Origin of the sequence: Bacillus swezeyi (genome assembly GCF_030908325.1) — a bacterium.
Lineage (GTDB): Bacteria > Bacillota > Bacilli > Bacillales > Bacillaceae > Bacillus > Bacillus swezeyi.
Window position 1 is genome coordinate 2709300 of record NZ_CP133085.1, and the last position, 22482, is coordinate 2731781.

Below are 22482 nucleotides of genomic sequence, written 5' to 3' on the forward strand. Positions count from 1 at the left end.
TTACGGACATTGTATCACAGGATCAGCCGAAAGCGCATTGTTTCCCGCTTTTATACATACATATATAGAGATTCGGGGGTGGGATGATGTCTAAAAAAGTGCAGATTAAAGTGATGGACAATGGCGGATTCCGAGTCACAGGAGAAGTTGAACTGATGGATATGGAGGGAAATCCATTTCCTAAAAAAGCGGCTTTTTCGTTGTGCAGATGCGGACAATCGCTGAAAATGCCCTATTGTGACGGAAACCATAAAGGAACGTTTGACTCTTGTGTCAGGGCCTAAGAGACGCGAGCCGGGGATATCATCTATCCTCCCCGGTTTCGCCCCATTCCTCAGCCAGCCGTTCAGCCTCTTTTATTCAGTATCGACATAGCCCTTTATGATGAAGGGAAACATCTTCGCCAGCTTCATCTTCAGCTTTGCATATTCTTCCGCCCGTTTGGGATGGACATTAAATAGTCCCAAAACAGCAGATGCCGCCTGATATCACGCATTCTATCAATGATAGGTTTGGCGCTCATGCCCGGAATGGACGTGCTTCCCGATATGACGGACTTGAATGACTTCAGCTTAGTAAAGGATTTCAAGTTGTTTTTTCTTTGAAAAACTCGTCCCTCCACTCCGGCCGATAGGAGAAGACTTCAACCTATCTTGGTTCATGCAGCATAAACCTTGAGAGAACAACCCCTTTTTCAGGCTCGTATGTCTCAATCTCAGAAAACCCCAATTTTTGATACAGCGCTTTTGCCGGTTCATTGTGCGTTCCGGTCGTCACTTCAATCGATTCCGCTTCCTCTTCCATTAATACATAGTGAAGCAGGGCCATAGCAATCCCTTTTCGAAAATGAGCGGGATGAACGGCCAGCCTGCAGATTGTCAGTTTTTCGGCCGAATGTGTGAAAGAAGCGATTCCGGCTAATTCTTCCCCCTCAAACCAGCCAATAAACGTTTCGCGGGAATCCATTACATCAAAAACCGTTTCATTCAGCTGCGGGATACCCTTAAATTGAATGATTTCCGCTTCTCTTTTATAAGCCGGCTTTTGAACTTTTAAAATGCGGCGGGCCATGTGCAAATCTTTTTGATTTAATAAGTGAATCACGGCGCTTCCTCTTCGTTGACGCCATCAGACGTGATATGGCCGGTCCGCTCCGAAATCCGGGCGGCTTTTACCTTTGCAACGCGCACGGCAAAGTCAGAATACCATTCTTTTCGGCCTTTTTCCTTCGCCTGCTGGTGTTCGCTGTGAAACTTCCATTTTTCAATCGCTTCAAGGCTTTCCCAATAGGAAACCGTTATTCCGTTTCCGTTCTGGTCCCTCACGCTTTCGGCTCCTAAAAAACCGGGCTGTTCTGCGGCGAGCTTTAGCATTTTTTCAGCCGCCTTTTTATAGCCATTATCTCCGTATGTTCTGACAGATGTAAAAATCGCCGCATAATACGGCGGCTCCGGCGTTTTGGAAATCATTTTCATTCCCCTTTCCTTCACAGCTCTTTGACAAACAGCACACGATCTTGATTCAGCCCGTCATAATTCGAAAATACCGGAACGCCTTCAACAACTTTATCTCCCTTTTCAATTGAAAATCCCATTTTCCGATGGTAAGCGATCGATACTTTGTTGACAGGCGAGGTAATGCAGCGGACCGTCTTGCCCCCCGCCTTCTTCGCTTCGCGGTAAAAGGCTTCATAAAGCTTCTTGCCAACTTGGACTTTTCTGTAATCGGGATGGACGCCGACAAAATGAATATACGATTCAGCCGGATTGGTCTGCGATAAAAAGCCGGTGAGAAAACCGATCAAATTCTCGTCTGCCTCAGCTATAAAACTCGTATTTTGAAAATGTTTAAAAAACAGCCTCGGCAGCTTATCTTTCATTTGTCTTCCGCCCCACCAATCGTTAATAACCGGTGCAACTTTTTCATAATCTGAAGGTTCGGCATGACGAATGTTCATCCTTTGCAAACTCCCCTTTATCAGTGAATTTTCTCCGCGAGCCAAAAAACGTTTTGACAAACGCATAACATGTTTCCTTCTACTTATACCTCGCTTTAAAGGTTTCAATGACTTCCTTTGCTGCCTGTGCAATCAGCTTATCATTAGAATCGGCGTCTTTTTGGTCGCGGCTGGTAAGTATGGCAAGTACAATCGGGTCTCCTTTCGGCGGCCAAATAACAGCAATGTCATTTCGCGTTCCATATGAGCCTGATCCAGTTTTATCTGCTACTTCCCACCCTTTCGGCACTCCTGCACGAATTAATGTATCTCCGGTGGTGTTTCTCTTCAGCCAATCTATTAACATGCTGCGTTTCTCCTTTGGGAGTGCGTCTCCGATTGTGTAGGTCTGGAGGCTTTCGGCAAGCGCTCTCGGGGTGCTGGTATCATGGGTTTCTCCCGGTTTCACTTCATTCAGCTCCGGCTCAAACCGCTCCGGGTTGGTCACATTGTCACCAATCTCCCTGAGTGATTTTTTTAAGCCGGCAGGTCCGCCAAGCTGCTTAAGGATCAGATTCTCCGCAGTATTGTCGCTGTACCTTAGAGAAGCATCGCAAAGCTCTTTAAGAGTCATTCCTGTATCAACGTGCTTCTCTGTAATCGGATTATAGTTTACAAGGTCATCACGCGTATAGGTGATTCTTTTGTCTAAGTCTGCTATTGACTTCTTCTGCAGAAGGGCTCCGACAGCTAACGCTTTATGAGTAGACGCATAGGCAAAGCGTTCATCTGCTCGATAAGCAATAGTTTCGCTTGTGCCGGTATCCCATGCAAAGACGCCGAGTCTGGCATCAAATTGATCTTCAAGTTTGGCAAAATCACCCGTGTTTACAGTTTCTTGATTGTTTTGTGCAGCCGAATCGGAATGATCGTCTGAACAGCCGGCAAGCGCGGCAAATAAGAGCAGCATGACAATGGCAATGGTTTTACTAAAAATCTTGTTCAATGACGGCATGAATCTTCCTCCTCCTTTGTTTTTCTGATAAATGGTCCAAGAGGCTCTAATCGGGACGGATGACAGTCAATCAATATGCGAATCTTTCTGAGTGATCAATCTGAAATCTCACCCATTTTATTATTATACTTTTTTTGTTTTTCATCCACCATTTCACCACGGCAGTGAAGTAATAGGATAAAGTACATAGTTCTTATTCAATCAATCAAGTATTTTGCGATTTCGGAAAAAAGCTAAAGCGCCCTTGTTTGATAGGGGTTCGTTCGTATGCAAGGAAAAATCGCTGTTTCATATACTGCTCTCTTTTCGGGCAGAAAAATAGATAAATTTGCACTTCGTTTTCATATTTTCCTTTTATAGAATTATCGTTGTGAATTTATGATATGTAGGAGGAGAGATAATGCGTCATCATCAATTTTTATCGATTTTATTGATTGGCATGCTGTCTGTTGTTTCTGTGTTTGCCTTCCAGACTTCAACAGCTGCCGCTTCCCGAAACCCTGTTGTCATGGTGCATGGCATAGGTGGAGCCGATTACAATTTCATCGGAATTAAAACCTATTTGCAATCTAAAGGATGGTCAGGCAATGAGCTTTATACCATCAATTTTTTGGATAAAACCGGAAACAACAGAAACAACGGTCCTAAATTATCTGAATACGTCAAACAAGTATTAAAAGAAACGGGGGCAGAGAAAGTGGACATTGTCGCCCACAGTATGGGCGGCGCCAATACCCTCTATTATATTAAACATCTGGACGGCGGAGATAAGGTTGGAAATGTGGTGACGATCGGAGGGGCGAATCGTTTGGTTACAAACACCGCACTGCCGGGAACCGATCCGCATCAAAAGATTTTGTACACTTCCATCTACAGCACAAGTGATTTCATCGTCTTAAACAGCCTGTCCAAATTGGACGGCGCTAAAAATGTGCAAATTTCAGGTGTAAGCCATGTCGGCCTTCTGTTTAGCAGCAAAGTGGATACCCTGATCAAAGAGGGTCTTACCGGCGGCGGCCAAAATGCCAATTAAAGTGAAAAACCTTGGAGAGACAAGCCTCTTCAAGGTTTCACTTCCTTTTAGAGAGATGTTTTTTTGCACAGAGCCTGTCTCCCTGTTCATTGGCGTCATGTAAATAAAAAGGACTCTAAATAAACGCCTTTTGATCGTTCATTCAGTGTCCGTAGCCCCCCGGCATTTTATTATTCCACGATAATTTCGAATACGCGTTGTTCTAGGTTGTATTTCGCATCTTGAAAGGTAAATTTATAGTCATCTGTTTCGGCATCAGGTGAAAGCCAAGCTCCGTATTTTCTGATCGTCTGGACGATACTTTCAATTTCAGCGGGAGTGAAGTCACCTATGTCTGTGCCTTCGGTTTCAGCAGTATGGCGTATTTTTACTGTGATCATCATCACTTATGGCTCCTTTCACTTGCTGTTTCAACATCTTATTAACAGCATATTTTTTGTCTGAGTAAATCGTGCCATTAACTCCTTTGTTTCAAATTATTCGGGCTCTCTTTTTTACAGACCTATTTTATTTGGAAAAGCTTCAAGTGGCAGCTTTCCGGCTTCATGTTTATTCAAAATATGTTATAACCTTCAGATCTTCATAACCTGTATCACCTTCTGCAATGACCGTCACTTCATCGAATGGTTTGACCCCGTCCTTCATGATGAGACCCTTTCCTTGCATGCCAAGCTTTTCGATCCTGTTGAAATCAAACCCTCTCCCAGAACGCCGAAGGGTTCGATTAAGGCATTGACAAAAAGGCTTTTGCGCCTGCCTACGCCATTAGAGCTCCTGATTTAAATCCTTTAAAACCGGATTGCGGCTGACATTCAGAACCTTTGACATTTTTGAAGCCGTCACTCCTGTAATAAAGAAAAAACAGCTTCCTTTTAATGCGAAGATTCTCTTCTTGAGCTGCCGGAGGCGTTTTTCGGCCTGAAGGCGCTTCCTGTCCGAACATGTAAGCCAGATGCCCCGGTTTGGCTGGGAGACAGCTCGATTTTTTGGTTCAGCCAGTCTCTTACACCATTTCGATGGTTCTGGTGCTCGCTTTGAATTCGTCTGACAAATCCTTGATCAGAATGGTATTTTGCTGATCGAGCATTTTGTCTTTAACAAAGGCCTTACCACTCTTCTATGAACTGATTGTGCTATCATCTGAATTTTCAGTTATAGGACATTGACTATAAATCGTGCAATCAGCTTAAAAACGCATTCACAAAACCTTCTATTTATAGCAAGAGTTTTCCCCGCTCCAAAATTTCTGTTTACAAAGGAGGAAATATCTCATATGATAGTGAGGGCAAATCGTAACTATTACTTTTTGGAGGTGTCATATATGACTTACATAGCAAAACGCTTGATCATGCCGATTGTTTTCCTTTTATTTCTTGCTTCCTGCTCTTCCGGGAGCGGTGAATCCGCTGCTGAAAACCGGGGAGGTGATGATAAAAAACTCACCTTTCTTTTTAATATCCCAAGTCAGACGCTTGACCCTCATTTGGATGTCAACTACACGTCCGTCCGGGCGGGCATCAGCGAAACACTCGTAAAGATCAGCCCAGACCTCAAGATTGAGCCTTGGCTGGCAAAGGATTGGAAAAGTGAAGACGGACAAACCTGGGTATTCACAATAAAAGACAACATAACCTTTCAAAATGGCAAAAAAGCAGACGCCAAAGCCGTAAAGGCTTCTTTGGAAAGGACGATCCGCGACAGCGCGGCCATGAAGAACGCTTTAAAGATTAAAAACATCAAAGCGGATGGACAAACATTATCGATCACGACAAATGAGCCTTTTCCCGAATTTCCTTCTGAACTGGTTCATCCCAATACATCGATCATTGACGTCAATGAAACGAATTTCTCTCAAAAACCGGTCGGAACGGGACCTTTTCAAGTGTCTACATTTGAATCGGGAAATAAAATTGAACTGAAACGATATGAAGATTATTGGGATGGTAAGCCGAAGCTCGAGCGCGTCACTTTTTCATTTAACGAAGATGCAAACGCACGCGTCATGGCTTTACAGTCAAAAGATGCCGACATTATTTACAGGCCGAGTGTTGAGAATATTGACCATATTCAAAAAGATCCGTCAATCATTGTCGATTCGGTTCCAAGCCTGCGCGTTCACCAGCTGCTTTACAATACAGAAAAAGACAGTCTGGCCGATGTCCATCTTCGTCATGCGCTGGATGCTTTGCTGGATCGAAAAGAAATAGCGAAAAGCATCCTTGGCGGACATGCGCAAGCAGCTGACGGCCCGTTTTTAGCCGGCTTCCCGTTTGCTTCCGGCAAGGTCCAGAAACCGAGCGGACTAGAAGCGGCCAAAGCCGAACTGAAAAAAGCAGGCTATCAAATGCAAGATGGGAAAGCCGTGAAAAATGGAAAAGCTTTATCTTTTACTCTGTTAACTTATCAGTCACGTCCGGAATTGCCTTTAATCGCCCAAGTCCTGGAGTCGAATGCGAAAGAATTGGGGATATCCATCAAGATTCAGCAAGTGGAAAATATCGATGAGTATCTGTCTGAAAACGAGGATTGGGATTTGGCGACATACAGCGCAATGACCGCCCCAAGAGGAGATGCCGGCTATTTTCTGAATACCGCCTATATGCCGAATGGCGCTTTAAACTATAGCGGGATCCAACATCGAACATTGATCAAATGGATTGAGGAATTCAACCGCACCATTGATGAAGAAAAGCGAAACCGCCTCGCCAAAAAAGCGGCTGAGCTGATCGAGAAGGATGCATTGAACTCTTTCATTGTCACTCCGCAAAACATAACAGCTTACAGAGATCATGTTTTAAATTGGGAAACAAGCAAAAGCGAGTATTATATGCTGACAAAAGATTTGGATGTGAAAACAAAATGAAACAGATCAGTAAGCGGCTGTTTGAACTGATTTTGTTCCTATTCCTGCTTTCTTTCATCAGCTTTGTCTTTATGAAAGCGGCGCCCGGCGACCCGGTGAAACAAATGCTGCGGGTTGATGATGTCGCAGTGACGGACGAACAAATTGAGGAGTTTAGAGAAGAACTCGGGTTTAACAAGCCGATTTACATTCAATATTGGAACTGGTTCAAACGATTTTTCCAGTTTGATTTCGGACATTCCTATACAACCGGCGAACCCGTCATTGATGAACTCAGCCGAAAATTCCCGGCGACATTGCTGCTTACCGGCACATCGCTTCTCGTCATGCTTCTGATTTCGGTGCCGATCGGAACGCTTTCGGCTTTATATCAGGATCGGTGGATCGACCATATCGGCCGCTTGCTCGCTTTAATCGGAGCTGCACTTCCCAGCTTTTGGCTCGGTTTTATTCTGATTGATCTGTTTTCCGTCAGGCTGAAATGGCTGCCGTCAATGGGGGCGGGTACATTTAAGCATTTGATCCTCCCCTCTCTCACGCTTGGCATCGCCATGTCAGGCGTTTATGTACGCCTTGTGAGGTCGAGCCTGATTGAAAGCTTGGGACAGGATTTTGTCAGATCAGCCAGAGCCCGGGGCATCAGCGAAACGAGAATTTTTTTGTTTCATGCGTTTCGCCACTGCCTTGTCCCTGTCATCACGATTTTCGGGGTCAGTTTGGGAAGCTTGCTTGGGGGAACGGTGATTATTGAAGTTCTTTTTGCATACCCCGGCGTCGGCAAGTTCGTCATTGATGCGATTATTCAGCGGGATTACCCGATCATTCAGGGCTACATTTTATTCATGGGGGTCACCGTTGTGCTGATCAATCTTTTAGTTGACCTTTCCTATCAATATCTAAACCCGGAAATTCGCTTAAAGGAGGCTGGACGCCGTTGAAAAAAGCTGTCAAACAAGTGTTTCAGAACAAGGCCAGGCTGATCGGACTTGTGCTGGCGCTGTTTTTTTTGGCGCTGTTCTCAGCTCCTTTATTCGTGCCCTTTGATCCGCTTCGCACAGATATGGCAAACCGGCTGCAGCCGATAAGCCCCGATCATTTGCTTGGGACTGATCATTTGGGCAGAGATATCTTTTCCCGGATGATGGCGGGGGCGAAAGCGACAGTCGGCACAGCCTTGGCTGCGATTGCGATCTCCCTTTGTATAGGTGTTCCCATCGGACTGATCTCAGGCTTTTTCGGCGGACGGCTGGACCGGATCATGATGAGAATCGTTGATGCCGTTATGGCTTTTCCTGATTATATTGTCGCAATCGTTTTAAGCGGGCTGCTTGGCCCGGGGCTTATGAATTTAATCTTGGCGGTCGTCGCCGTCAAATGGGTCGGTTATGCACGGCTTGTCAGAAGCACTGTGTTTTCAGAAAAACAAAAAGATTATATTGCATTGGCCGAGCTGACCGGCCTGCATCCTGCGGCCATTCTTAAAAAGCATCTTCTTCCCCACGTGCTTGGGAATGTATCTGTGCTTGCGACACTTGATATCGGAAAAACGGTTTTAATGATCGCAGCTCTTTCTTATATCGGGCTGGGCGCTCAGCCGCCACATCCTGAATGGGGCGCCATGCTGAACGACGGCAAAAATTATTTCTTACACGCTCCCTGGCTGATGGTGATTCCCGGCTTGGCGATCATGCTTGTTGTCTTATTATCAAACCTTTACGGCGATTCCTTAAGAGACCGGTTTGATGTCAAAAACAAGAAAGGAGTTTCTTAAAATGCCGATTTTGTCCATCGAGAGCTTAACGATCAGCCGCCGGCAGCACGCGATTGTCAAAAACGTCTCTCTTTCGATCCATGAAGGAGAATGGTTTGCTCTATTAGGAGAAAGCGGGAGCGGAAAAAGCCTGACCGCTTCTGCTATCGCAGGGCTGCTTCCCGGCGGATTAGCGATTTCCGCCGGAAATGTACGATTTGGAGAGCATAGCATGCTCGAGGCAAGCCGCAAACAGCTCCGGGATATTCGCGGCAAAGACATTGCCTGCATTTTTCAAGACTGCCACGGCGCATTTACGCCGTTCATTCGCATCGGCAGACAAATCGATGAGATGGTCAAAGCGCACACCGACTGGCCTAGGAAAAAACGAAAAGAAGAGATTCTCCGCTCTTTTCAAGAGGTCTGCCTGCCGGAAAACAGAGTATATGACAGTTATCCGTTTCAATTGAGCGGCGGACAATTGCAAAGAGCAGCCATCGCTCAAGCCATGGTGCTCAAGCCGAAGCTCTTAATCGCCGACGAGCCTACAACGGCCTTAGACAGCATCACAGCAGCCGACGTTTTACAGCAGCTGGCCATGCTTCGCGATAAAACAAACTGCGCTGTCCTTTTTATCACGCATGATTTGCGGCTTGTCAAGAGATATGCCGATCAGGCAGCTGTCATGCAGAACGGAGCAATTGTTGAAAGCGGAGGAACCGCGAGCTTAATGAAGCATCCGCAACACGAGTATACAAAACGTTTATTTGCCGCAGTTCCCCCGCTGAAAAACCCACCTTTGCGGCTGATGGCCGCGTCAGAAAAGGACACGGCGCTCACAGGAACAGGAGGAGCTTCATGACCCGAAAAGAAGAGACCGTCCTTGCGGTCAGCAACCTGACAAAACATTATTCTTGCGGACACAAGGCCGTTGACAATGTATCCTTTTCCATTCGGAAAGGCGAGTGCCTCGGCCTGACCGGCGAGAGCGGCAGCGGGAAAAGTACGCTTGCCCGCTGCCTTTTGCTGCTGGAAAACATCGATCAGGGAGAGATTTGGCTTCATCAACACCCGCTTAGCAGCATAAACAAAAAAGACGCCCGTCTTTACCGCAGAAAGCTTCAGGCTGTTTTTCAAAATCCGGCCGCTTCATTAAATCCAAAGCTAAAAATGATTGATTCTGTAATGGAGCCTTTGGATGTCTCTAAAAAAGACGCCCCTTTATTTTTGCGGGGAATTTTAGCGAATCGCCGCCTTGCCGCTGAACATTTGTTTGCCATGGTCGGCCTCCCGCCGCACCTTCTTGACCGCTATCCGCATGAATTAAGCGGCGGACAGCGGCAGCGGGTTTTGATCGCCAGAGCCATCAGCATCGAGCCGTCTTTAATCATTTTTGACGAGCCGACCGCAAGCCTCGATGTCACCAGCCAGGCGAAAATTTTGGATCTCCTGAAGGATCTGCAGGACGAAATGGGCCTTTCTTACTTGTTTATCTCACATGATCTCGCCGCTGTTCATTTTATGAGCCATCACATCATGATCATGAAAGACGGGCAGATTGCAGATCAATTTGCAAAAGAAGAGCTGTTTTCCGAAAAAAGGCACCCCTATGCAAAAAAGCTGCTTCAGGTGTTTGAATCATAAGGGGGGTAAAACATGAACCACAGACATTATCTTGCGGTCGCCATTCCGCTGATCATTTCAACGATTACCACCCCGCTGCTCGGAGCGGTTGATACGGCGGTGGCCGGACAGCTTTCTTCCCCTGCTTACATTGGCGGTGTTGCAGTTGGAACGATCATTTTCAACACGATGTATTGGCTGTTTGGATTTTTGCGGGTAAGCACTTCAGGCTTCGCCGCTCAGTCGCTCGGCGCTCAAAACAGCTCAGAGAGCGTTTTGGCGCTCACACGGCCCGTTTGTATCGCGCTGTTTGCCGGATTGATCTTCATCATCTTGCAAAAACCGCTTGAATATTCAGCGCTGATGCTGATTCAGCCGGATGCGCATACGGCTGAATTTGCATCCCAGTATTTTTCATTGCGGATTTGGGGAGCCCCTTTCGCTTTAGTCAGCTACTGTATTCTCGGCTGGCTGATAGGAATGTCACTCATCAAAGTGACATTGTTTTTGCAAATTTCGATGAATGTCTTGAATATCGTCCTTGATGTCGTCTTTGTTTATGTCTTTCATATGGAAGTATACGGCATCGCCGCGGCTACCGTGATTTCTGAAATAACGGGCTGTCTGATCGGCTGCTGGCTTGTGAAAACAAATGCTGCCATACCGTTTAAACTGCCGCCTGTCAAACTTTTGCTCGATCCGAAGCCGTTAAAAAAAATGATGGCGGTCAACCGGGATTTATTGATCAGAACATTGTGCCTTCTGGCGGTTTTCAATTTGTTTACAGCTAAAGGCGCCGGTTTTGGTTCTGAAATTTTGGCCGCCAATGCCATCTTGATTCAAATTCATTATATGATGGCGTACTTTTTTGACGGATTTGCCAATGCATCAAGTATTTTTACCGGAAAAGCCGTAGGGAATTTGGATCGCGGCCTCTATTCCCGGACGCTTTCTCTTTCATTCCAGTGGTCGCTTATTTCGTCAGCGGTTCTTGCCGCCGGCTATTTTCTCTTGAAAGATGCGATCATTCCTTTATTTACACCGCTTGAAAGCGTCCTGGAAGCTGCCAAAACATACGATGTTTGGATCATGCTGTATCCTGTAACCGCAGGTTTTGGATTGATTTTCTACGGAATCTTTACGGGCGCCACTGAAATAGGCCCTGTCAGAAATTCGATGCTTTTGGCCGCCCTTGGTTTTTTGGCCGCCTTTTTCACCGCTGTACCCGCTTTCGGAAACCATGGGCTGTGGCTCGCTTTTACTTTATTCAGCCTCGGCCGCTCTGTGTTCTTATGTATGGCCGTGCCAGGGCTGGCCGCCCGGATTTTCGGGGAGCAGTACAGTGGAAGGCTTAAGGCCGAATCATAAAGAACCCGGCTGAGCTCAGCCGGGTTTTTTAGATCAGTATTTCGTTAATTGCACGACAAAATCGTTCAGATGATCTAATGTCATCATATTTTGGTTGCATTTTTCACTGTCATAGCAAATGTAATTGCCTCTGTCCGTATAGGTTTCTTTACCGCTTTTCACCCGGGCCATGAATAGTCCGATCGCTTCGGCCCTGTTGCATATCGAGCAGATCCCTTTTTTATGGCTGGGTTTGATCGTGCCGTGTATGCCTATCAGTCTTCCTCCGATATCCACAATCATGTATTTCCTGCCTGATCCCGCATCATTCCATCCCAAGTAGGAATATCCGCGGAAATCCATCTGCTCAAATTCGGGAGTCTTTAACTTTTTCACTTTAGAAAACAGTTTTTTAGCGACCTTTACTGTTACATGCTGAAATGGTATCACATCATGCTTTAACTCAGCTAAAAAGCGGATGGCTTCGCTGCTGTCTTCCACTTCAACCATCTGGCACAGCAAATTCTTTTGCTGATTGCTGAGATCAGGAAACAGGTTTAATACTTGATCCAACGCATTGGATTTCAAAGCGTCAAGCACGTTTCCGTCCTTGATGTTCGCATGTCCTTGGACAAGACTGTCCGTTTGAAACTTAATAAAATTATATTGATCATTTCTGATAAAAGGGTTCATATTCACTGTATTTACATTCTTCATTTCTGCCAGCTCCTTATTTATATATATGTGAAATAAGGTGCAAAGCCGTATGATCAGAAATGATACCTTGCTCTTCAGGCGATTTGTTTAAAACTCCACCTCATGCAAAGTATCGCCTTTTTAAGATAACAGGCTTTGCATGAGACGCTGCAGCTGGCAAATGAATGTCATTTACCATTTTATACACCTCCGAATACTTTCTTCATTATACACGACAATCATATTCAATCTCAATCATGTCATCCATCTTTAACATGCATATTTCATCCGCAGGGGTTACAATGCGCAGCTCCCGTTTCAGAGCGTCAACATAATGGATGCGGCCGACAAGCGTTTTGACCTCCCCCTGCCGGTAATAGGCAAATTGCAAAAGTCTGTTTTCCGCCATCGCTTCACAAATGATGTCATTGAATTCTTCATATTTTTGTTCATCCAAAATCGGTTTCTCGTGTTTTTGAAGGCTTTCATGATATTCCCTGAGCAATTCCACGTGCTCCGGCAGCATCATGGAAACCCATTTGATGTTGCCTCTGTCTTTTAACATCCGCAGATTCTCCTTTCTATGCCTGATGTCCGCCGACAAGCTTTGACCGCAGACGGGCGGTTCCGGCGTTTGTATAGGAAACGGCGCGCAAAAGCGCTGTTGAGCCGTGCCGTTCTCTGATGCCGTCCATCACATAGCCAAGCATCCGCTTTTTTTCCTGATCCGGACGAAAAAGGTCGAGCTGCATATGGGTGTCATCCTCAATGTTGGAAAGAGAAATGGAAACTTTCCGAACCGTTTTCCCCTCATAAAAGCGCTCGAACAATGCGAGGCATGTATGGTAAAGATCAAGTGTGACATTTGAAGGGCTTTCCATCGTGTTCGAACGATAAAATCCTCCGCCAAACTCATCGCGGCTGTATTCAATTCCGAGGCTGACGGTCCGCCCCGCCTGCTGATGGTCACGCGCCCTTTTGGCAACCTCTTCGCACATTTCAAGAATGACATGCTTGACTTCATCCGGGTTCGGATAATCGCGAAGCAGGATCTGGCTCTTTCCGTAGCTGACCTGCCCCGCCATGATCGGCGCTCCGATGGCTGAAAGATCAATGCCCCAAGCGTGATAGTAAAGCTGGTTTCCCATCAAACCGAATGTTTTCTCAAGCCGTTTGAGATCATAGTGTGCCAGCTGGCCGACTGTAAAAATCCCCATGCGGTTCAGCGTCTTTTCCAGCCTGGAGCCGATCCCCCACATCCGCCGCAGCGGGAACAAAGGCCAGAGCTTTGTTTCTACATCTTCATAATCCCAAACGGCCACCCCGTCTGCCGTTTTTTTCGCTTCAAGATCAAGGCAGAGCTTTGCCATCAACATGTTCGGCCCGATGCCGACGGTGCAGGGCAGCCCAAACTCCCTTGCCATGTCATCTTGAATTTTCGCGGCAATCGTCCGTGCATCTCCCCACATGTTCTTCACGCCGTCCACCTGGATAAAGCTTTCATCGACGCTGTATGTATGAACGGCATCATGCGGCACATAGCGGCAGAACAGCCGGGTGAGCTCTGTTGAAACACGGACGAATAGCCCCATCTTCGGATTGACAAGCCGAATGCGCGGGTCGTCTGGCAGCTGATACAGCCTTGTCCCCGTTTGAACGCCAAACTCTCTTTTGAGAGCCGGTGAGGCAGCCAGAACGATGCTGCCCTGCCGCTCTGTGTTTCCGACAACCGCTAAGAAGCAAGTCATCGGATCAAGCCCGAGCAAAACGGCGGCACAGCTGGCATAAAAACTCCGCATATCAACGCACAAAATCGAGCGCGCCGGATATTGACTATAGTCCATCATCTAACCCCCAAAAAGGAACTGACGTTCGCATCATTAGTGTATGAATACTATACTGCGAATATGCGTTCGATTTCCAGGCGTAAATTTATCCAAAGAAAATATTCCCTTTGACGTTCTGCCGTTTTCAACATGCCAATCGTTTCTTGCTGCTGGGAGGCAAAAGAGGTTTTTGACCGACCCTCGTCTGCGGTATGAGCTCGATTTTTGAGCAATCAGAAAAGCACCCCATTTTCGGGATGCTTTTTTCTATTCTGTCAATTTTTCAATCTGGCCCATCACATCACTGATCTGCTGAGCGCTTTGCACCAATTCTGACTGCTGCATCTTCTCGACTGTTAATTTTCCTTCCTCAACACTTTTCAAAACATCCTCAGCGCTTTTTTGCAGTGTTTCATTATGCTTCTCGATCGTGTCATGAATCTGGGCTGCAGCATCGGGCGGGGTTAATTCATTAAAATCGGCCGCAGCCTGCTGAATAGACTCAAGCTGTGTTTCCAGCTGTTCTTTTGCATCCGCATCGTTTACAGCCTGTTCAGCCAAGGAAGGCGCCTCCTCCGCAAATGTTTTCACTTTTTGGATATAGCCGGCCGCTTCATTTGTATAGTTCAATCCGTCATTCACCTGATCAAGCATTCCGCATCCGCTCGCTCCGAAAAGGCCGATTCCGGCCAGAACTGTGAGAATTCTTTTCATTGTTTGCCTCCTTATCGTTTTTTCCGCCCATGGCAGACCTTTCTTCGTCAATTCATGTCTGGACATCATCAGCTCCCCTCTCCCTTTTTGATAAAAATGAAAAAACTCCACCGATTTGGTGAAGTTGATAAACAAAAAGACCTTCACCAAATCAGATTTGGCAAAGGTCTCGCTAACAATTAGATTGCCAGCAAAGCCGAGGATTTAAGATATCCCGTAATGACGACTTTACTGTGACAGCTACTCCCCTTTGGAGTATTCATTTTTATTACTTTTATTTTAAAGCATCAGGCTTATCCGGTCAAATTCCTGCTGGCGGTTAAAGAACTGGCACGGGCCGCAAAAAACACCTTCTTGAAAGATGGCGATATGGTATAATACCCCATCTGGGAAAGGGGGTGGTGCGGATGACTGCATATGAAACAATCTCTTGTTGCATTGCCGTGTTGTCAAAAAAGGCAAACAGACCATCCCTTGAGCCCTGACAAGTTCGAGGAATGGTCTATTTTAACGAGACTCATAAAAAGCCGGAATGCTGCCTCATTCCGATTCTTTTTTATTTTAGCAGTTTTATTTAATCATGATATGTGCAAGACCATTCACAGCGATGAGCGTCCCTCGCGTTTTCTCATCAAAAAACTTTCACATCCGGAGTCCCGAAACCTGTTGAGAACATCGTTTTTTCCTAGTAAGATAAAAGAAAAATCGCTCCTAAAGGAGAAGGCAAATGGATGAAAAACTGATTGAAAAAATGCTCGGACAGGCACTCAGGCAATACGGCCGCAACATCGCAATCGACCCCCTCAGCCCCCATGAAAAACAAATCCTGAAGCTGGCTTTACAAGAAAGGCGGACGGAGGAGCCGGACGAGGGGCTGCATGCTCATATTGAGGATGTCGTCTATGATTATGTCACAAATCAAGGCTTGTTTTCATAATGCGATAAATGCTTCCCGGAGCGGCTTCCAAAGCCAGGAAGCTTTCCCCCGCCTTCGCCCCAAGATTTAGAAATTCCTCTATTCATCACCATCTGTTTCATGTATGATAATACAATAAAATATGATTATCTGGAGCGTTCATCATGAAACGAAAATGGCAAAATATCCACCCGCTCAGCTGGACCATTATTGTCGGAACGATTTTCGGACGGATGGGAACCACAATGAGCATTCCTTTTTTAGCGATTTATTTAACACAGGTCAAGGGGGCTTCAGCCGCTTTTGCGGGAGCCGTGATAGCGGCAAGCTCCCTGATTGGAATTGCGGCGAGCTTTTATGGGGGGTATTTATCAGACCGGTTCGGCCGGAAAAAGATCATGCTGCTCTCGATTTTTGGCTGGGTGCTCGTGTTTGCCGGCTTCGCACTCGCCGACCGCGTCTGGACCTTCTTTTTGATGAATGCCTTGAACGGATTGTGCCGCGCGCTTTTTGAACCGACTTCAAGAGCGCTGCTTTCCGATGTATCCAAACCTGAGACGCGCCTCTTTGTCTTCAATCTTAGATATACAGCGATCAACCTCGGCGTCGTCTTCGGTCCGCTTTTAGGCCTGTACCTCGGCTCTTCCAAAACGACGCTGCCGTTTTTCATCGCGGCTTTTATTTATTTCATTTACGGGGCCGTGCTGGCGGTTCAATTTCAAAATCACACTGTGCCGGTAAGGGAGACGAATAAGCGCATTAAAGTAAGAGATGCCTTGCAGGTGACAAGAACAGACCGGGTGTTTTCAATCACGCTGATCGGCTCGATTCTTTGTCTGTTCGGCTATTCCCACTTCACATCGACGCTTGCACAGTACATGTCGGCAAGTCCTTTCATTGCAGATGGGACGAAGATATTCGGGATGATGCTGACGTTAAATGCTGCGGTCGTGCTGGTCATACAGTACCCGATCGTCCATATCGCAAAACGGTTTTCACCGATTTTGTCGCTGATCACGGGAAATGTTTTGATTAGCATGAGCCTGTTCAGCCTCTCGTTTTTCCATGACCTTTTATCCATCATCTTCATTGTTGTATTGTTTACAACAGGAGAAGTTTTGTTATTTTCTATGATGGATCTATTGATTGACCAAATTGCACACCCTGAACTCAAAGGGACTTATTTCGGAGCGATGGGCTTTACCCAGCTGGGAAGCGTCATCGGTCCGTGGGCGGGCGGCATGCTGCTGGATGCTTTCGGAGCAGGGAAGCCTTTTTTCACCTTTTCCATCCTGGCCCTCGCGACCCTTTGCGGAGTGCCTTTTCTCATTGCGGCCTTCAGAAAAGTCAGAGTGATGGAAGCCGCAAAAGTGAACATGCATTCAGAAAACACATTGCAAAATTAAAAGAGCGCAAGAGCGAGACCCTTCCGTTCGGCGGAGGGCCTTCTGGTTAAATGGTCGGGCGGACGTCAGCCGGAGCCACAAGCTCAACCTTGATACGGTCGGGATCTTCCGCGTACAGCGCATAATGTCCGGCTCCGCCGGCGAACGGGTGTCTGTCTTCGTATAACATCCGATAGCCGCGTACAATCAGCTGCTCTGTCATTTCATCCACCTGGGCTCTTGAAGCCGCTTGAAAGGCGAGATGGTTTAAACCGACCCGGCATCTGTGGTAGCCTGCCTCTAAAAAGCGCGCTTCTGCCTGAACAAGGACGATGTAGGCGCCATTCGCTTTCCAGCTGATGCCCCCTTTCCACTGCTGATAAACCTCATAGCCGAGCTCTTTTAGAAACCACCCCCAAAAACGCTTTGATCTTTCTACATTTGAAACATATAGTTCAATATGATGAATCACGCTCTTATCCTCCCGCTTCTATCTCCTTGATGTCACACCCGTCTGACCAAAATCTCTTCGACTTTGTGGCCTTTTCCTTTTTTCAGGATGAAGTCCGACCGGAATTTTGTAGGCAGAATGTTTTCATACAAGTTCGGGCGGTTGACCGTCTCCCATATCGACTTCGCCAGCGAATCCGCTTCATCGTCTGTCAGATCTTTAAATTTATGAAAATAAGAAGTCGGGTCCTGAAACGCCGTCTCCCTGAGCATGCGGAACCGCTCGAGATACCATTTGATGATGAGATCTTCCTCGGCATCTACATAAATCGAAAAATCAAAGAAATCAGATACGAAAACACGCGGCTTTGTCCGGTCATCTTCAATCGTCGGCGTTTGCAGTACGTTGACGCCTTCAATAATGACAATATCCGCCTCTTTCACCGTTTCAAAGACACCTTCCATTCTGTCGTAAGTTAAATGGGAGTAGACAGGCGCCTTGACGCTTTCCTTTCCTGACTTTAATTCGTTTAAAAACTCAAGCAGCGCCTTGACATCATAACTCTCAGGAAAACCCTTCCGCGACATCATCTGTTTTTCTGCGAGAATTGCATTTGGATAAAGAAACCCGTCTGTTGTGATCAGGCTGACCTTCAGCCGTTCCTGCAAGCGGGAGAGTGCGGTTTGAATGATCCGGGCGGTTGTGCTTTTTCCGACCGCCACACTTCCGGCTATCCCGATGATAAACGGAATCTTCGCTGCATGGGGGTGATTCAGAAAACCGTTCACCCGGATGTTCCGCTCATACTGAGAAGTCCGATGCAAATAAAGAAGCCGTGCCAGCGGAACATAAATCGTTTCCACTTCCTCCAATGACAGATAATCATTTAAACCTTCAAGCTCTTTCGCTTCCTCTTCCGTGATTTGCACTGACATATGGCCGCCCAGTTGCGCCCAGGCATCACGGGTATGACTCGTATATAACGTTTGCAAATTTAAATCTTGATTCGCCACATTTCTCACCTGTCCCTCTGTCATACACTGTTTGACCAATTTTTTTGAAATTGATTCCAGACCGCCATTATATTATATAGAATTTTTTGAATATTGACGAGAGATCAAGATTTTTTAATATCTGCAGATAAAAAACCGCCTCATCTGAGACGGTTGCTGTGGTTCGCCTTCCAATCAAGCGCGCGCTGTTCCAATCGTTTGACAAACGTATCTTTGCCATCCATGTAAGCTTCAATGTTAAAAGGAAACTGTTCCGCAAGCCGCGCTTTGAAACGACCGTACATTTCGGCATCCTCGGGATGCGCCCTTAAATAATCCCTGACCGCCAAGTGCCGGTCAATCTCTTCACGGTTATCGAATTGAAACATATGGATCTGATGGGTCCGCTTGTCTCCGCCTTTTCGGTAATACCGCCTTCCCGGAATACCGAATTCCCCGAGCGGCTCATATCCGAACGCAATCATTTCTCTGTTGAAGATTTCAGCATTTTCGATATTTTTGACAACCGGCATCATATCAATGATCGGCTTGGCTTGAAGCCCCGGTACAGACGTGCTGCCGATATGATGAAAATCGATCAATTCACCGCCGAAAATGGCTTTCAATTTTTGCGCTTCTTCCTGAAACAGGCGGGGCCATTTTTCATTATAGGCCGTTACAATAACATTCATGTTTACCGCTCCTTTTTGCCATTTAAGTCTTCAATGAAATAATAGAATATCATTCCGCCTTTACAAAATAAAAAACGCGCCTTCTGCACTCTTTTATGCTTACGACAAATAGTCTGGTAATCTTGGAACCCCTTCGCTTCTCTCCGTCATCTCAACCGGCATATGCCCGTCCAAATTCGCTAAACTGTCTGTTTATGAAATTCCAGACCGTTTTGTTATGATATTTTAAATGCCTTCAAATTACTCCATTGCTGTTTCATCCACAAAAAAAGACAAATAAAGCGATCCTCAGTTTGATATGATCATTAAATCTTCAAGTCGAGTTCTTTTTCTTTTATCAGATCCGTTCGTTGAGCTTTCCCAAGCTTTGTAAACAAAAGAATGACTATGCCTGCAAGGATTTCAACAAGCCCCCCTACAGCAATCACTTTCCCCGCTCCAAAAAAAGTCGCTGCGTATCCTCCAAGCAAGGCACCGATTGGAATCATAACGTATGAGATCATGCTGATGACTGCATAAACCTGCGGTTGATCCTCATCTTCAACTGACATTTGAATAATGGTATGTTCCGGTACATTTATGGCGCTGACAGTAGCCCCTAGTGCAAATGCCGCGAGGAACACCAGTGGCAAGAACGCGTTCATGCCTGTAATGAAAAATGCAGCTCCTTCAATCATGCCGGCAGCAACAAACAATAGCCCATACCGATTCACCTTTACTTTAGCCAGCACATATCCGAGCAAAAATGCTCCGCCGGCCGTCGTGACTTTTAATAAAGAATGAACGATAGGCCCTCCGTTTAAGTCTTCTGATATATAGAATGCGGACAGTGCTTCCCAAGGAGCAGATGCAATATTTGAAAATACGCAATAAATCGCCAACGGATATAAAATATGATGCCGACGAACAAGTGCAAATCCCCTTTTTAATTTTTTGAAATATGTACCTTGTGTCGTTGATGTTTCACCTTCAACTCTATCGCTTTTCTTTGCATAATGAATGAACAAGACTAAACAGCCTGAAATGATATACAGTGAAAGCGGGATCAGCATTGTATATGACGCCCCGATCATAACGATCAAGACTCCGCAAAGTGTAACCGCAGCCAGTCTTATCATATGTTCAGATGACTGTATTATTGCGTTTGCTTTTTGGATAAGATCTTCTTTCACAACTTTCGGAATCAATGATACAGATGCAGGGTTGTAAGAAGCTCCTGTAGCTGAATGTATGAGCGTCATCAAAATAATAAACCACAGCGGTGAAAATCCATTGAAGTAGCATATTGGAATAACAAACATCAGCAATGCTCTGGTTAAGTCCGCAAAGAACATCCAAAACTTCAATGTGTTTGTTTTCATGAGCGGAGTGATCACTGGCCCTAATAAGGCTTGAGGAAGAAAAGATACAGCTATTAATAAAGCGGTTCCTATCGCCCCTTTTCCTTCAAAGATCAGAAACCACAGAATAGAATTAAATGCGAAACTGTCCGCAGTGATTTTTATCAGCTTTGAACAAAAAAGAAAAATAAAGTTTTTTTGCCAAACGCTGTTCTCTCTTTTCACTCTCCGTCCCCCCTCACTCAAATTTCCTATCATTATAAATAATGTTATTATATTACATTATCTTATTTGCAGCCAGCAAGTCAAATATATTCCCAGATAATCCCTCTTTCATCTCGTAAGGTTGAGATGAAATGTATCAGGATCAATTTCCAACTCACACGCTCCTGAAAAAGAACTTCACACCTTGAATGATTGCTCTTATTTTTATTGATGGATGAACGTATAAACTTTTATCAACCTCAAAATGAATCATATTGTTTAGGGCAAAGCCCCTTTTCCAACATCTTTCACAAAATAGAAAAAAGATAATGATTGTAAGTCTAAAGGCTTTTTTGTAAAATAATACATAAGGAAATGACATCCAGGATAAAAATTCAAAATATTATAAACAATCAGAAGGAAGGATGAATACCGCTTGGTCACAAAAATAGCATCTGAACAAATTGCCAAAATGCTGAATCAATGGTATGGCATGATTAAACGCCATCAAACGACAGAAGCAGCAGCCTTAAAAGAGGAAATCCGCAGCTTATTGCCGCATATGGATGAAGATCAGGATTTGCTCATATATTTTAATCTATTAGATTTTCGCTATAAGGTTTTGACTGAAGAAAAACTTGAGGATACTGATAAAGTTTATGATACCATCAAGGCAATTGGAGAAGAAAACACCGATAACATGATCGTTTATTATTCATTGTTCTTCTCAGGGGTATATGAATTTTACAAAAAAAATTATGTTGAAGCCATCAATTTTTATCAGCTGGCAGAAGCCAAACTCCGCAATGTCCCCGACCAAATAGAACACGCAGAATTTCATTATAAAATTAGCGAAGCCTATTATCAGATAGACCAGCATCTCATTTCGATAAGCCATGCCTTAAAAGCAAGAAGCATTTTTCGAGAATGGGAAGATTATAGGCATAGATCCATAAAGTGTGAGATGGTTCTCGGAGCCAATATGTATGATATGTATAGATTCACCTCGGCGGAAGAACATTATCAAAAAGCGCTGAATGAAGCTAAAGCCGCGGGATTCCCAAAGGAAGTCGGTATCGTATATCATAACCTCGGGTTAATTTATGACAGAAAAAATATTCCTAAACTTGCTGAAGAATATTTAAAAAAAGCGATTAACATTGCGGAACATATGGAATCAATTAATGGCATTAGAACTTTATATATGATGGCAAACGTTCTATACAGAAGTGACCGGACTGCCGAAGCAAGAAGCTGGTATGATAAAGGACTTGCATATGCCAAAACATTTCGAGAAGAGGAGTACGAAGCAAAGTTAAAGTTAATTCACTCTTTATATGATTGCCATAATGATTCTGTAATCAATGAATCCTTACAATTCCTTGAACAAAAAAATTTATGGCCGGATACCTCGGAACTTGATGAACAAATTGCAGAATATTATTTGAAACAAGGAAATTTATCCAGGTCTGTTGAATACTTTAAAAGAGCAATAAAAGCAAAAAATCAAATGATGAAAGTTATGGAGGCGTTAGCATGAAAAAACTTAGTATCATCGGAATATTAAGCATCCTGACAATCACTTTTGCTTTCAGTCCGCTTGAAAAAGCGATTACAGTCGAAGCACCGGGATTTCATGTAGCTGAGAAAGCCATTACGTGAAACATTTAAAGAGACAAGTGCTTAGAAATGAACGGGT

25 protein-coding genes are annotated in these 22482 nt (G+C 45.2%); 12 read left to right on the forward strand and 13 right to left on the reverse strand.

The features are described from left to right. Positions 1 to 86: 86 nt before the first annotated feature. A complete protein-coding gene (locus RBH91_RS13460) occupies positions 87 to 284 on the forward strand; it encodes a CDGSH iron-sulfur domain-containing protein (RefSeq protein ID WP_076758589.1) in 198 nt (65 codons plus the stop codon). 364 nt (positions 285 to 648) lie between these two features. On the opposite strand, the gene RBH91_RS13465 is transcribed toward RBH91_RS13460, so the two are convergent. The 4 genes from RBH91_RS13465 to bla all read right to left on the reverse strand — a co-directional run bounded on the left by RBH91_RS13465 (position 649) and on the right by bla (position 2951). After that, on the reverse strand, positions 649 to 1104 hold the full coding sequence (locus RBH91_RS13465; RefSeq protein WP_307891908.1) for a GNAT family N-acetyltransferase: 456 nt from the start codon (positions 1102 to 1104) through the stop codon (positions 649 to 651). Beyond that, a complete protein-coding gene (locus RBH91_RS13470; protein ID WP_307891909.1) occupies positions 1101 to 1475 on the reverse strand; it encodes an antibiotic biosynthesis monooxygenase family protein in 375 nt (124 codons plus the stop codon). The genes RBH91_RS13465 and RBH91_RS13470 overlap by 4 nt, the downstream gene beginning before the upstream one ends. Positions 1476 to 1486: 11 nt before the next feature. Beyond that, entirely contained in the window at positions 1487 to 1957 is a 471-nt protein-coding gene (locus RBH91_RS13475) for a GNAT family N-acetyltransferase (protein ID WP_307891910.1), read from the reverse strand. Positions 1958 to 2036: 79 nt separating this feature from the next. Continuing rightward, positions 2037 to 2951, reverse strand: coding sequence for a class A beta-lactamase (bla, locus tag RBH91_RS13480; RefSeq protein ID WP_307891911.1), 915 nt, complete (start codon positions 2949 to 2951; stop codon positions 2037 to 2039). A gap of 400 nt (positions 2952 to 3351) precedes the next feature. Between bla and RBH91_RS13485 the strand changes: the two genes are divergently transcribed. Then, the gene (locus tag RBH91_RS13485) at positions 3352 to 3984 is read left to right on the forward strand and encodes an esterase/lipase family protein (protein WP_076758581.1); all 633 of its coding nucleotides are present in this window, start codon (positions 3352 to 3354) and stop codon (positions 3982 to 3984) included. A 170-nt stretch (positions 3985 to 4154) separates the two neighbouring features. Here RBH91_RS13485 and RBH91_RS13490 read toward each other — a convergent pair whose 3' ends face one another. Beyond that, entirely contained in the window at positions 4155 to 4367 is a 213-nt protein-coding gene (locus RBH91_RS13490; RefSeq protein WP_076758579.1) for a hypothetical protein, read from the reverse strand. 938 nt (positions 4368 to 5305) lie between these two features. Between RBH91_RS13490 and nikA the strand changes: the two genes are divergently transcribed. The 6 genes from nikA to RBH91_RS13520 are packed head-to-tail and all read left to right on the forward strand — an operon-like array spanning position 5306 to position 11588. Beyond that, a complete protein-coding gene (nikA, locus tag RBH91_RS13495) occupies positions 5306 to 6847 on the forward strand; it encodes a nickel ABC transporter substrate-binding protein (protein ID WP_307891912.1) in 1542 nt (513 codons plus the stop codon). Beyond that, the gene (gene nikB / locus RBH91_RS13500) at positions 6844 to 7785 is read left to right on the forward strand and encodes a nickel ABC transporter permease (RefSeq protein WP_307891913.1); all 942 of its coding nucleotides are present in this window, start codon (positions 6844 to 6846) and stop codon (positions 7783 to 7785) included. Before nikA ends, nikB begins: the two co-directional genes overlap by 4 nt. Then, positions 7782 to 8618 (forward strand): nickel transporter permease, encoded by an 837-nt coding sequence (gene nikC, locus RBH91_RS13505; protein WP_404802445.1) that lies wholly within the window; start codon positions 7782 to 7784, stop codon positions 8616 to 8618. Before nikB ends, nikC begins: the two co-directional genes overlap by 4 nt. Position 8619: 1 nt before the next feature. After that, positions 8620 to 9459: an ATP-binding cassette domain-containing protein gene (locus RBH91_RS13510; protein WP_076758569.1), complete on the forward strand. Its 840-nt coding sequence runs from the start codon at positions 8620 to 8622 to the stop codon at positions 9457 to 9459. Further along, entirely contained in the window at positions 9456 to 10241 is a 786-nt protein-coding gene (locus RBH91_RS13515) for an ABC transporter ATP-binding protein (RefSeq protein ID WP_076758567.1), read from the forward strand. The genes RBH91_RS13510 and RBH91_RS13515 overlap by 4 nt, the downstream gene beginning before the upstream one ends. 12 nt (positions 10242 to 10253) lie before the next feature. After that, positions 10254 to 11588, forward strand: coding sequence for an MATE family efflux transporter (locus RBH91_RS13520; RefSeq protein WP_307891914.1), 1335 nt, complete (start codon positions 10254 to 10256; stop codon positions 11586 to 11588). Positions 11589 to 11621: 33 nt separating this feature from the next. Here the strand turns inward: RBH91_RS13520 and RBH91_RS13525 are convergent, their stop codons facing one another. From RBH91_RS13525 to RBH91_RS13540, 4 genes are all read right to left on the reverse strand, one after another. After that, on the reverse strand, positions 11622 to 12284 hold the full coding sequence (locus tag RBH91_RS13525) for a FusB/FusC family EF-G-binding protein (protein WP_307891915.1): 663 nt from the start codon (positions 12282 to 12284) through the stop codon (positions 11622 to 11624). A gap of 205 nt (positions 12285 to 12489) precedes the next feature. Then, complete coding sequence (locus tag RBH91_RS13530; protein WP_076758563.1) at positions 12490 to 12828, reverse strand: YolD-like family protein; 339 nt, start codon at positions 12826 to 12828, stop codon at positions 12490 to 12492. Between the two features lie 16 nt (positions 12829 to 12844). Continuing rightward, positions 12845 to 14107, reverse strand: a complete 1263-nt coding sequence (locus tag RBH91_RS13535) for a Y-family DNA polymerase (RefSeq protein ID WP_083696931.1) — start codon at positions 14105 to 14107, stop codon at positions 12845 to 12847. A 249-nt stretch (positions 14108 to 14356) separates the two neighbouring features. Then, the gene (locus RBH91_RS13540) at positions 14357 to 14803 is read right to left on the reverse strand and encodes a DUF6376 family protein (protein WP_076758978.1); all 447 of its coding nucleotides are present in this window, start codon (positions 14801 to 14803) and stop codon (positions 14357 to 14359) included. Between the two features lie 727 nt (positions 14804 to 15530). Between RBH91_RS13540 and RBH91_RS13545 the strand changes: the two genes are divergently transcribed. Beyond that, complete coding sequence (locus tag RBH91_RS13545; protein ID WP_076758555.1) at positions 15531 to 15740, forward strand: YqzH family protein; 210 nt, start codon at positions 15531 to 15533, stop codon at positions 15738 to 15740. 143 nt (positions 15741 to 15883) lie between these two features. Next, positions 15884 to 17125, forward strand: coding sequence for an MDR family MFS transporter (locus RBH91_RS13550; RefSeq protein ID WP_307891916.1), 1242 nt, complete (start codon positions 15884 to 15886; stop codon positions 17123 to 17125). Positions 17126 to 17171: 46 nt separating this feature from the next. Here the strand turns inward: RBH91_RS13550 and RBH91_RS13555 are convergent, their stop codons facing one another. The 4 genes from RBH91_RS13555 to RBH91_RS13570 form a co-directional block, all read right to left on the reverse strand. Continuing rightward, entirely contained in the window at positions 17172 to 17573 is a 402-nt protein-coding gene (locus RBH91_RS13555) for a VOC family protein (RefSeq protein ID WP_307894746.1), read from the reverse strand. Between the two features lie 35 nt (positions 17574 to 17608). Further along, complete coding sequence (gene coaA / locus RBH91_RS13560) at positions 17609 to 18568, reverse strand: type I pantothenate kinase (protein WP_307891917.1); 960 nt, start codon at positions 18566 to 18568, stop codon at positions 17609 to 17611. A 140-nt stretch (positions 18569 to 18708) separates the two neighbouring features. Next, complete coding sequence (locus tag RBH91_RS13565) at positions 18709 to 19239, reverse strand: GrpB family protein (RefSeq protein ID WP_076758543.1); 531 nt, start codon at positions 19237 to 19239, stop codon at positions 18709 to 18711. Between the two features lie 305 nt (positions 19240 to 19544). Next, complete coding sequence (locus RBH91_RS13570) at positions 19545 to 20804, reverse strand: MFS transporter (protein ID WP_307891918.1); 1260 nt, start codon at positions 20802 to 20804, stop codon at positions 19545 to 19547. Between the two features lie 415 nt (positions 20805 to 21219). Between RBH91_RS13570 and RBH91_RS13575 the strand changes: the two genes are divergently transcribed. Further along, positions 21220 to 22323, forward strand: a complete 1104-nt coding sequence (locus tag RBH91_RS13575) for a response regulator aspartate phosphatase (RefSeq protein ID WP_307891919.1) — start codon at positions 21220 to 21222, stop codon at positions 22321 to 22323. Next, positions 22320 to 22445 carry a hypothetical protein gene (locus RBH91_RS13580; protein ID WP_275667265.1) on the forward strand — a complete coding sequence of 42 codons (126 nt, stop codon included), beginning with the start codon at positions 22320 to 22322 and terminating at the stop codon, positions 22443 to 22445. The genes RBH91_RS13575 and RBH91_RS13580 overlap by 4 nt, the downstream gene beginning before the upstream one ends. Positions 22446 to 22482: the final 37 nt, after the last annotated feature.

What these genes read in the sequence shown, in the direction of transcription:
- RBH91_RS13460 (WP_076758589.1), top strand. Translation starts at nt 87, where the DNA reads ATGTCTAAAAAAGTGCAGATTAAAGTGATGGACAATGGCGGATTCCGA.
- RBH91_RS13470 (WP_307891909.1), bottom strand. Translation starts at nt 1,475, where the DNA reads ATGAAAATGATTTCCAAAACGCCGGAGCCGCCGTATTATGCGGCGATT.
- RBH91_RS13475 (WP_307891910.1), bottom strand. Translation starts at nt 1,957, where the DNA reads ATGAACATTCGTCATGCCGAACCTTCAGATTATGAAAAAGTTGCACCG.
- bla (WP_307891911.1), bottom strand. Translation starts at nt 2,951, where the DNA reads ATGCCGTCATTGAACAAGATTTTTAGTAAAACCATTGCCATTGTCATG.
- RBH91_RS13485 (WP_076758581.1), top strand. Translation starts at nt 3,352, where the DNA reads ATGCGTCATCATCAATTTTTATCGATTTTATTGATTGGCATGCTGTCT.
- RBH91_RS13490 (WP_076758579.1), bottom strand. Translation starts at nt 4,367, where the DNA reads ATGATGATCACAGTAAAAATACGCCATACTGCTGAAACCGAAGGCACA.
- nikA (WP_307891912.1), top strand. Translation starts at nt 5,306, where the DNA reads ATGACTTACATAGCAAAACGCTTGATCATGCCGATTGTTTTCCTTTTA.
- nikB (WP_307891913.1), top strand. Translation starts at nt 6,844, where the DNA reads ATGAAACAGATCAGTAAGCGGCTGTTTGAACTGATTTTGTTCCTATTC.
- RBH91_RS13510 (WP_076758569.1), top strand. Translation starts at nt 8,620, where the DNA reads ATGCCGATTTTGTCCATCGAGAGCTTAACGATCAGCCGCCGGCAGCAC.
- RBH91_RS13515 (WP_076758567.1), top strand. Translation starts at nt 9,456, where the DNA reads ATGACCCGAAAAGAAGAGACCGTCCTTGCGGTCAGCAACCTGACAAAA.
- RBH91_RS13520 (WP_307891914.1), top strand. Translation starts at nt 10,254, where the DNA reads ATGAACCACAGACATTATCTTGCGGTCGCCATTCCGCTGATCATTTCA.
- RBH91_RS13525 (WP_307891915.1), bottom strand. Translation starts at nt 12,284, where the DNA reads ATGAAGAATGTAAATACAGTGAATATGAACCCTTTTATCAGAAATGAT.
- RBH91_RS13530 (WP_076758563.1), bottom strand. Translation starts at nt 12,828, where the DNA reads ATGTTAAAAGACAGAGGCAACATCAAATGGGTTTCCATGATGCTGCCG.
- RBH91_RS13535 (WP_083696931.1), bottom strand. Translation starts at nt 14,107, where the DNA reads ATGGACTATAGTCAATATCCGGCGCGCTCGATTTTGTGCGTTGATATG.
- RBH91_RS13540 (WP_076758978.1), bottom strand. Translation starts at nt 14,803, where the DNA reads ATGAAAAGAATTCTCACAGTTCTGGCCGGAATCGGCCTTTTCGGAGCG.
- RBH91_RS13545 (WP_076758555.1), top strand. Translation starts at nt 15,531, where the DNA reads ATGGATGAAAAACTGATTGAAAAAATGCTCGGACAGGCACTCAGGCAA.
- RBH91_RS13550 (WP_307891916.1), top strand. Translation starts at nt 15,884, where the DNA reads ATGAAACGAAAATGGCAAAATATCCACCCGCTCAGCTGGACCATTATT.
- RBH91_RS13565 (WP_076758543.1), bottom strand. Translation starts at nt 19,239, where the DNA reads ATGAATGTTATTGTAACGGCCTATAATGAAAAATGGCCCCGCCTGTTT.
- RBH91_RS13580 (WP_275667265.1), top strand. Translation starts at nt 22,320, where the DNA reads ATGAAAAAACTTAGTATCATCGGAATATTAAGCATCCTGACAATCACT.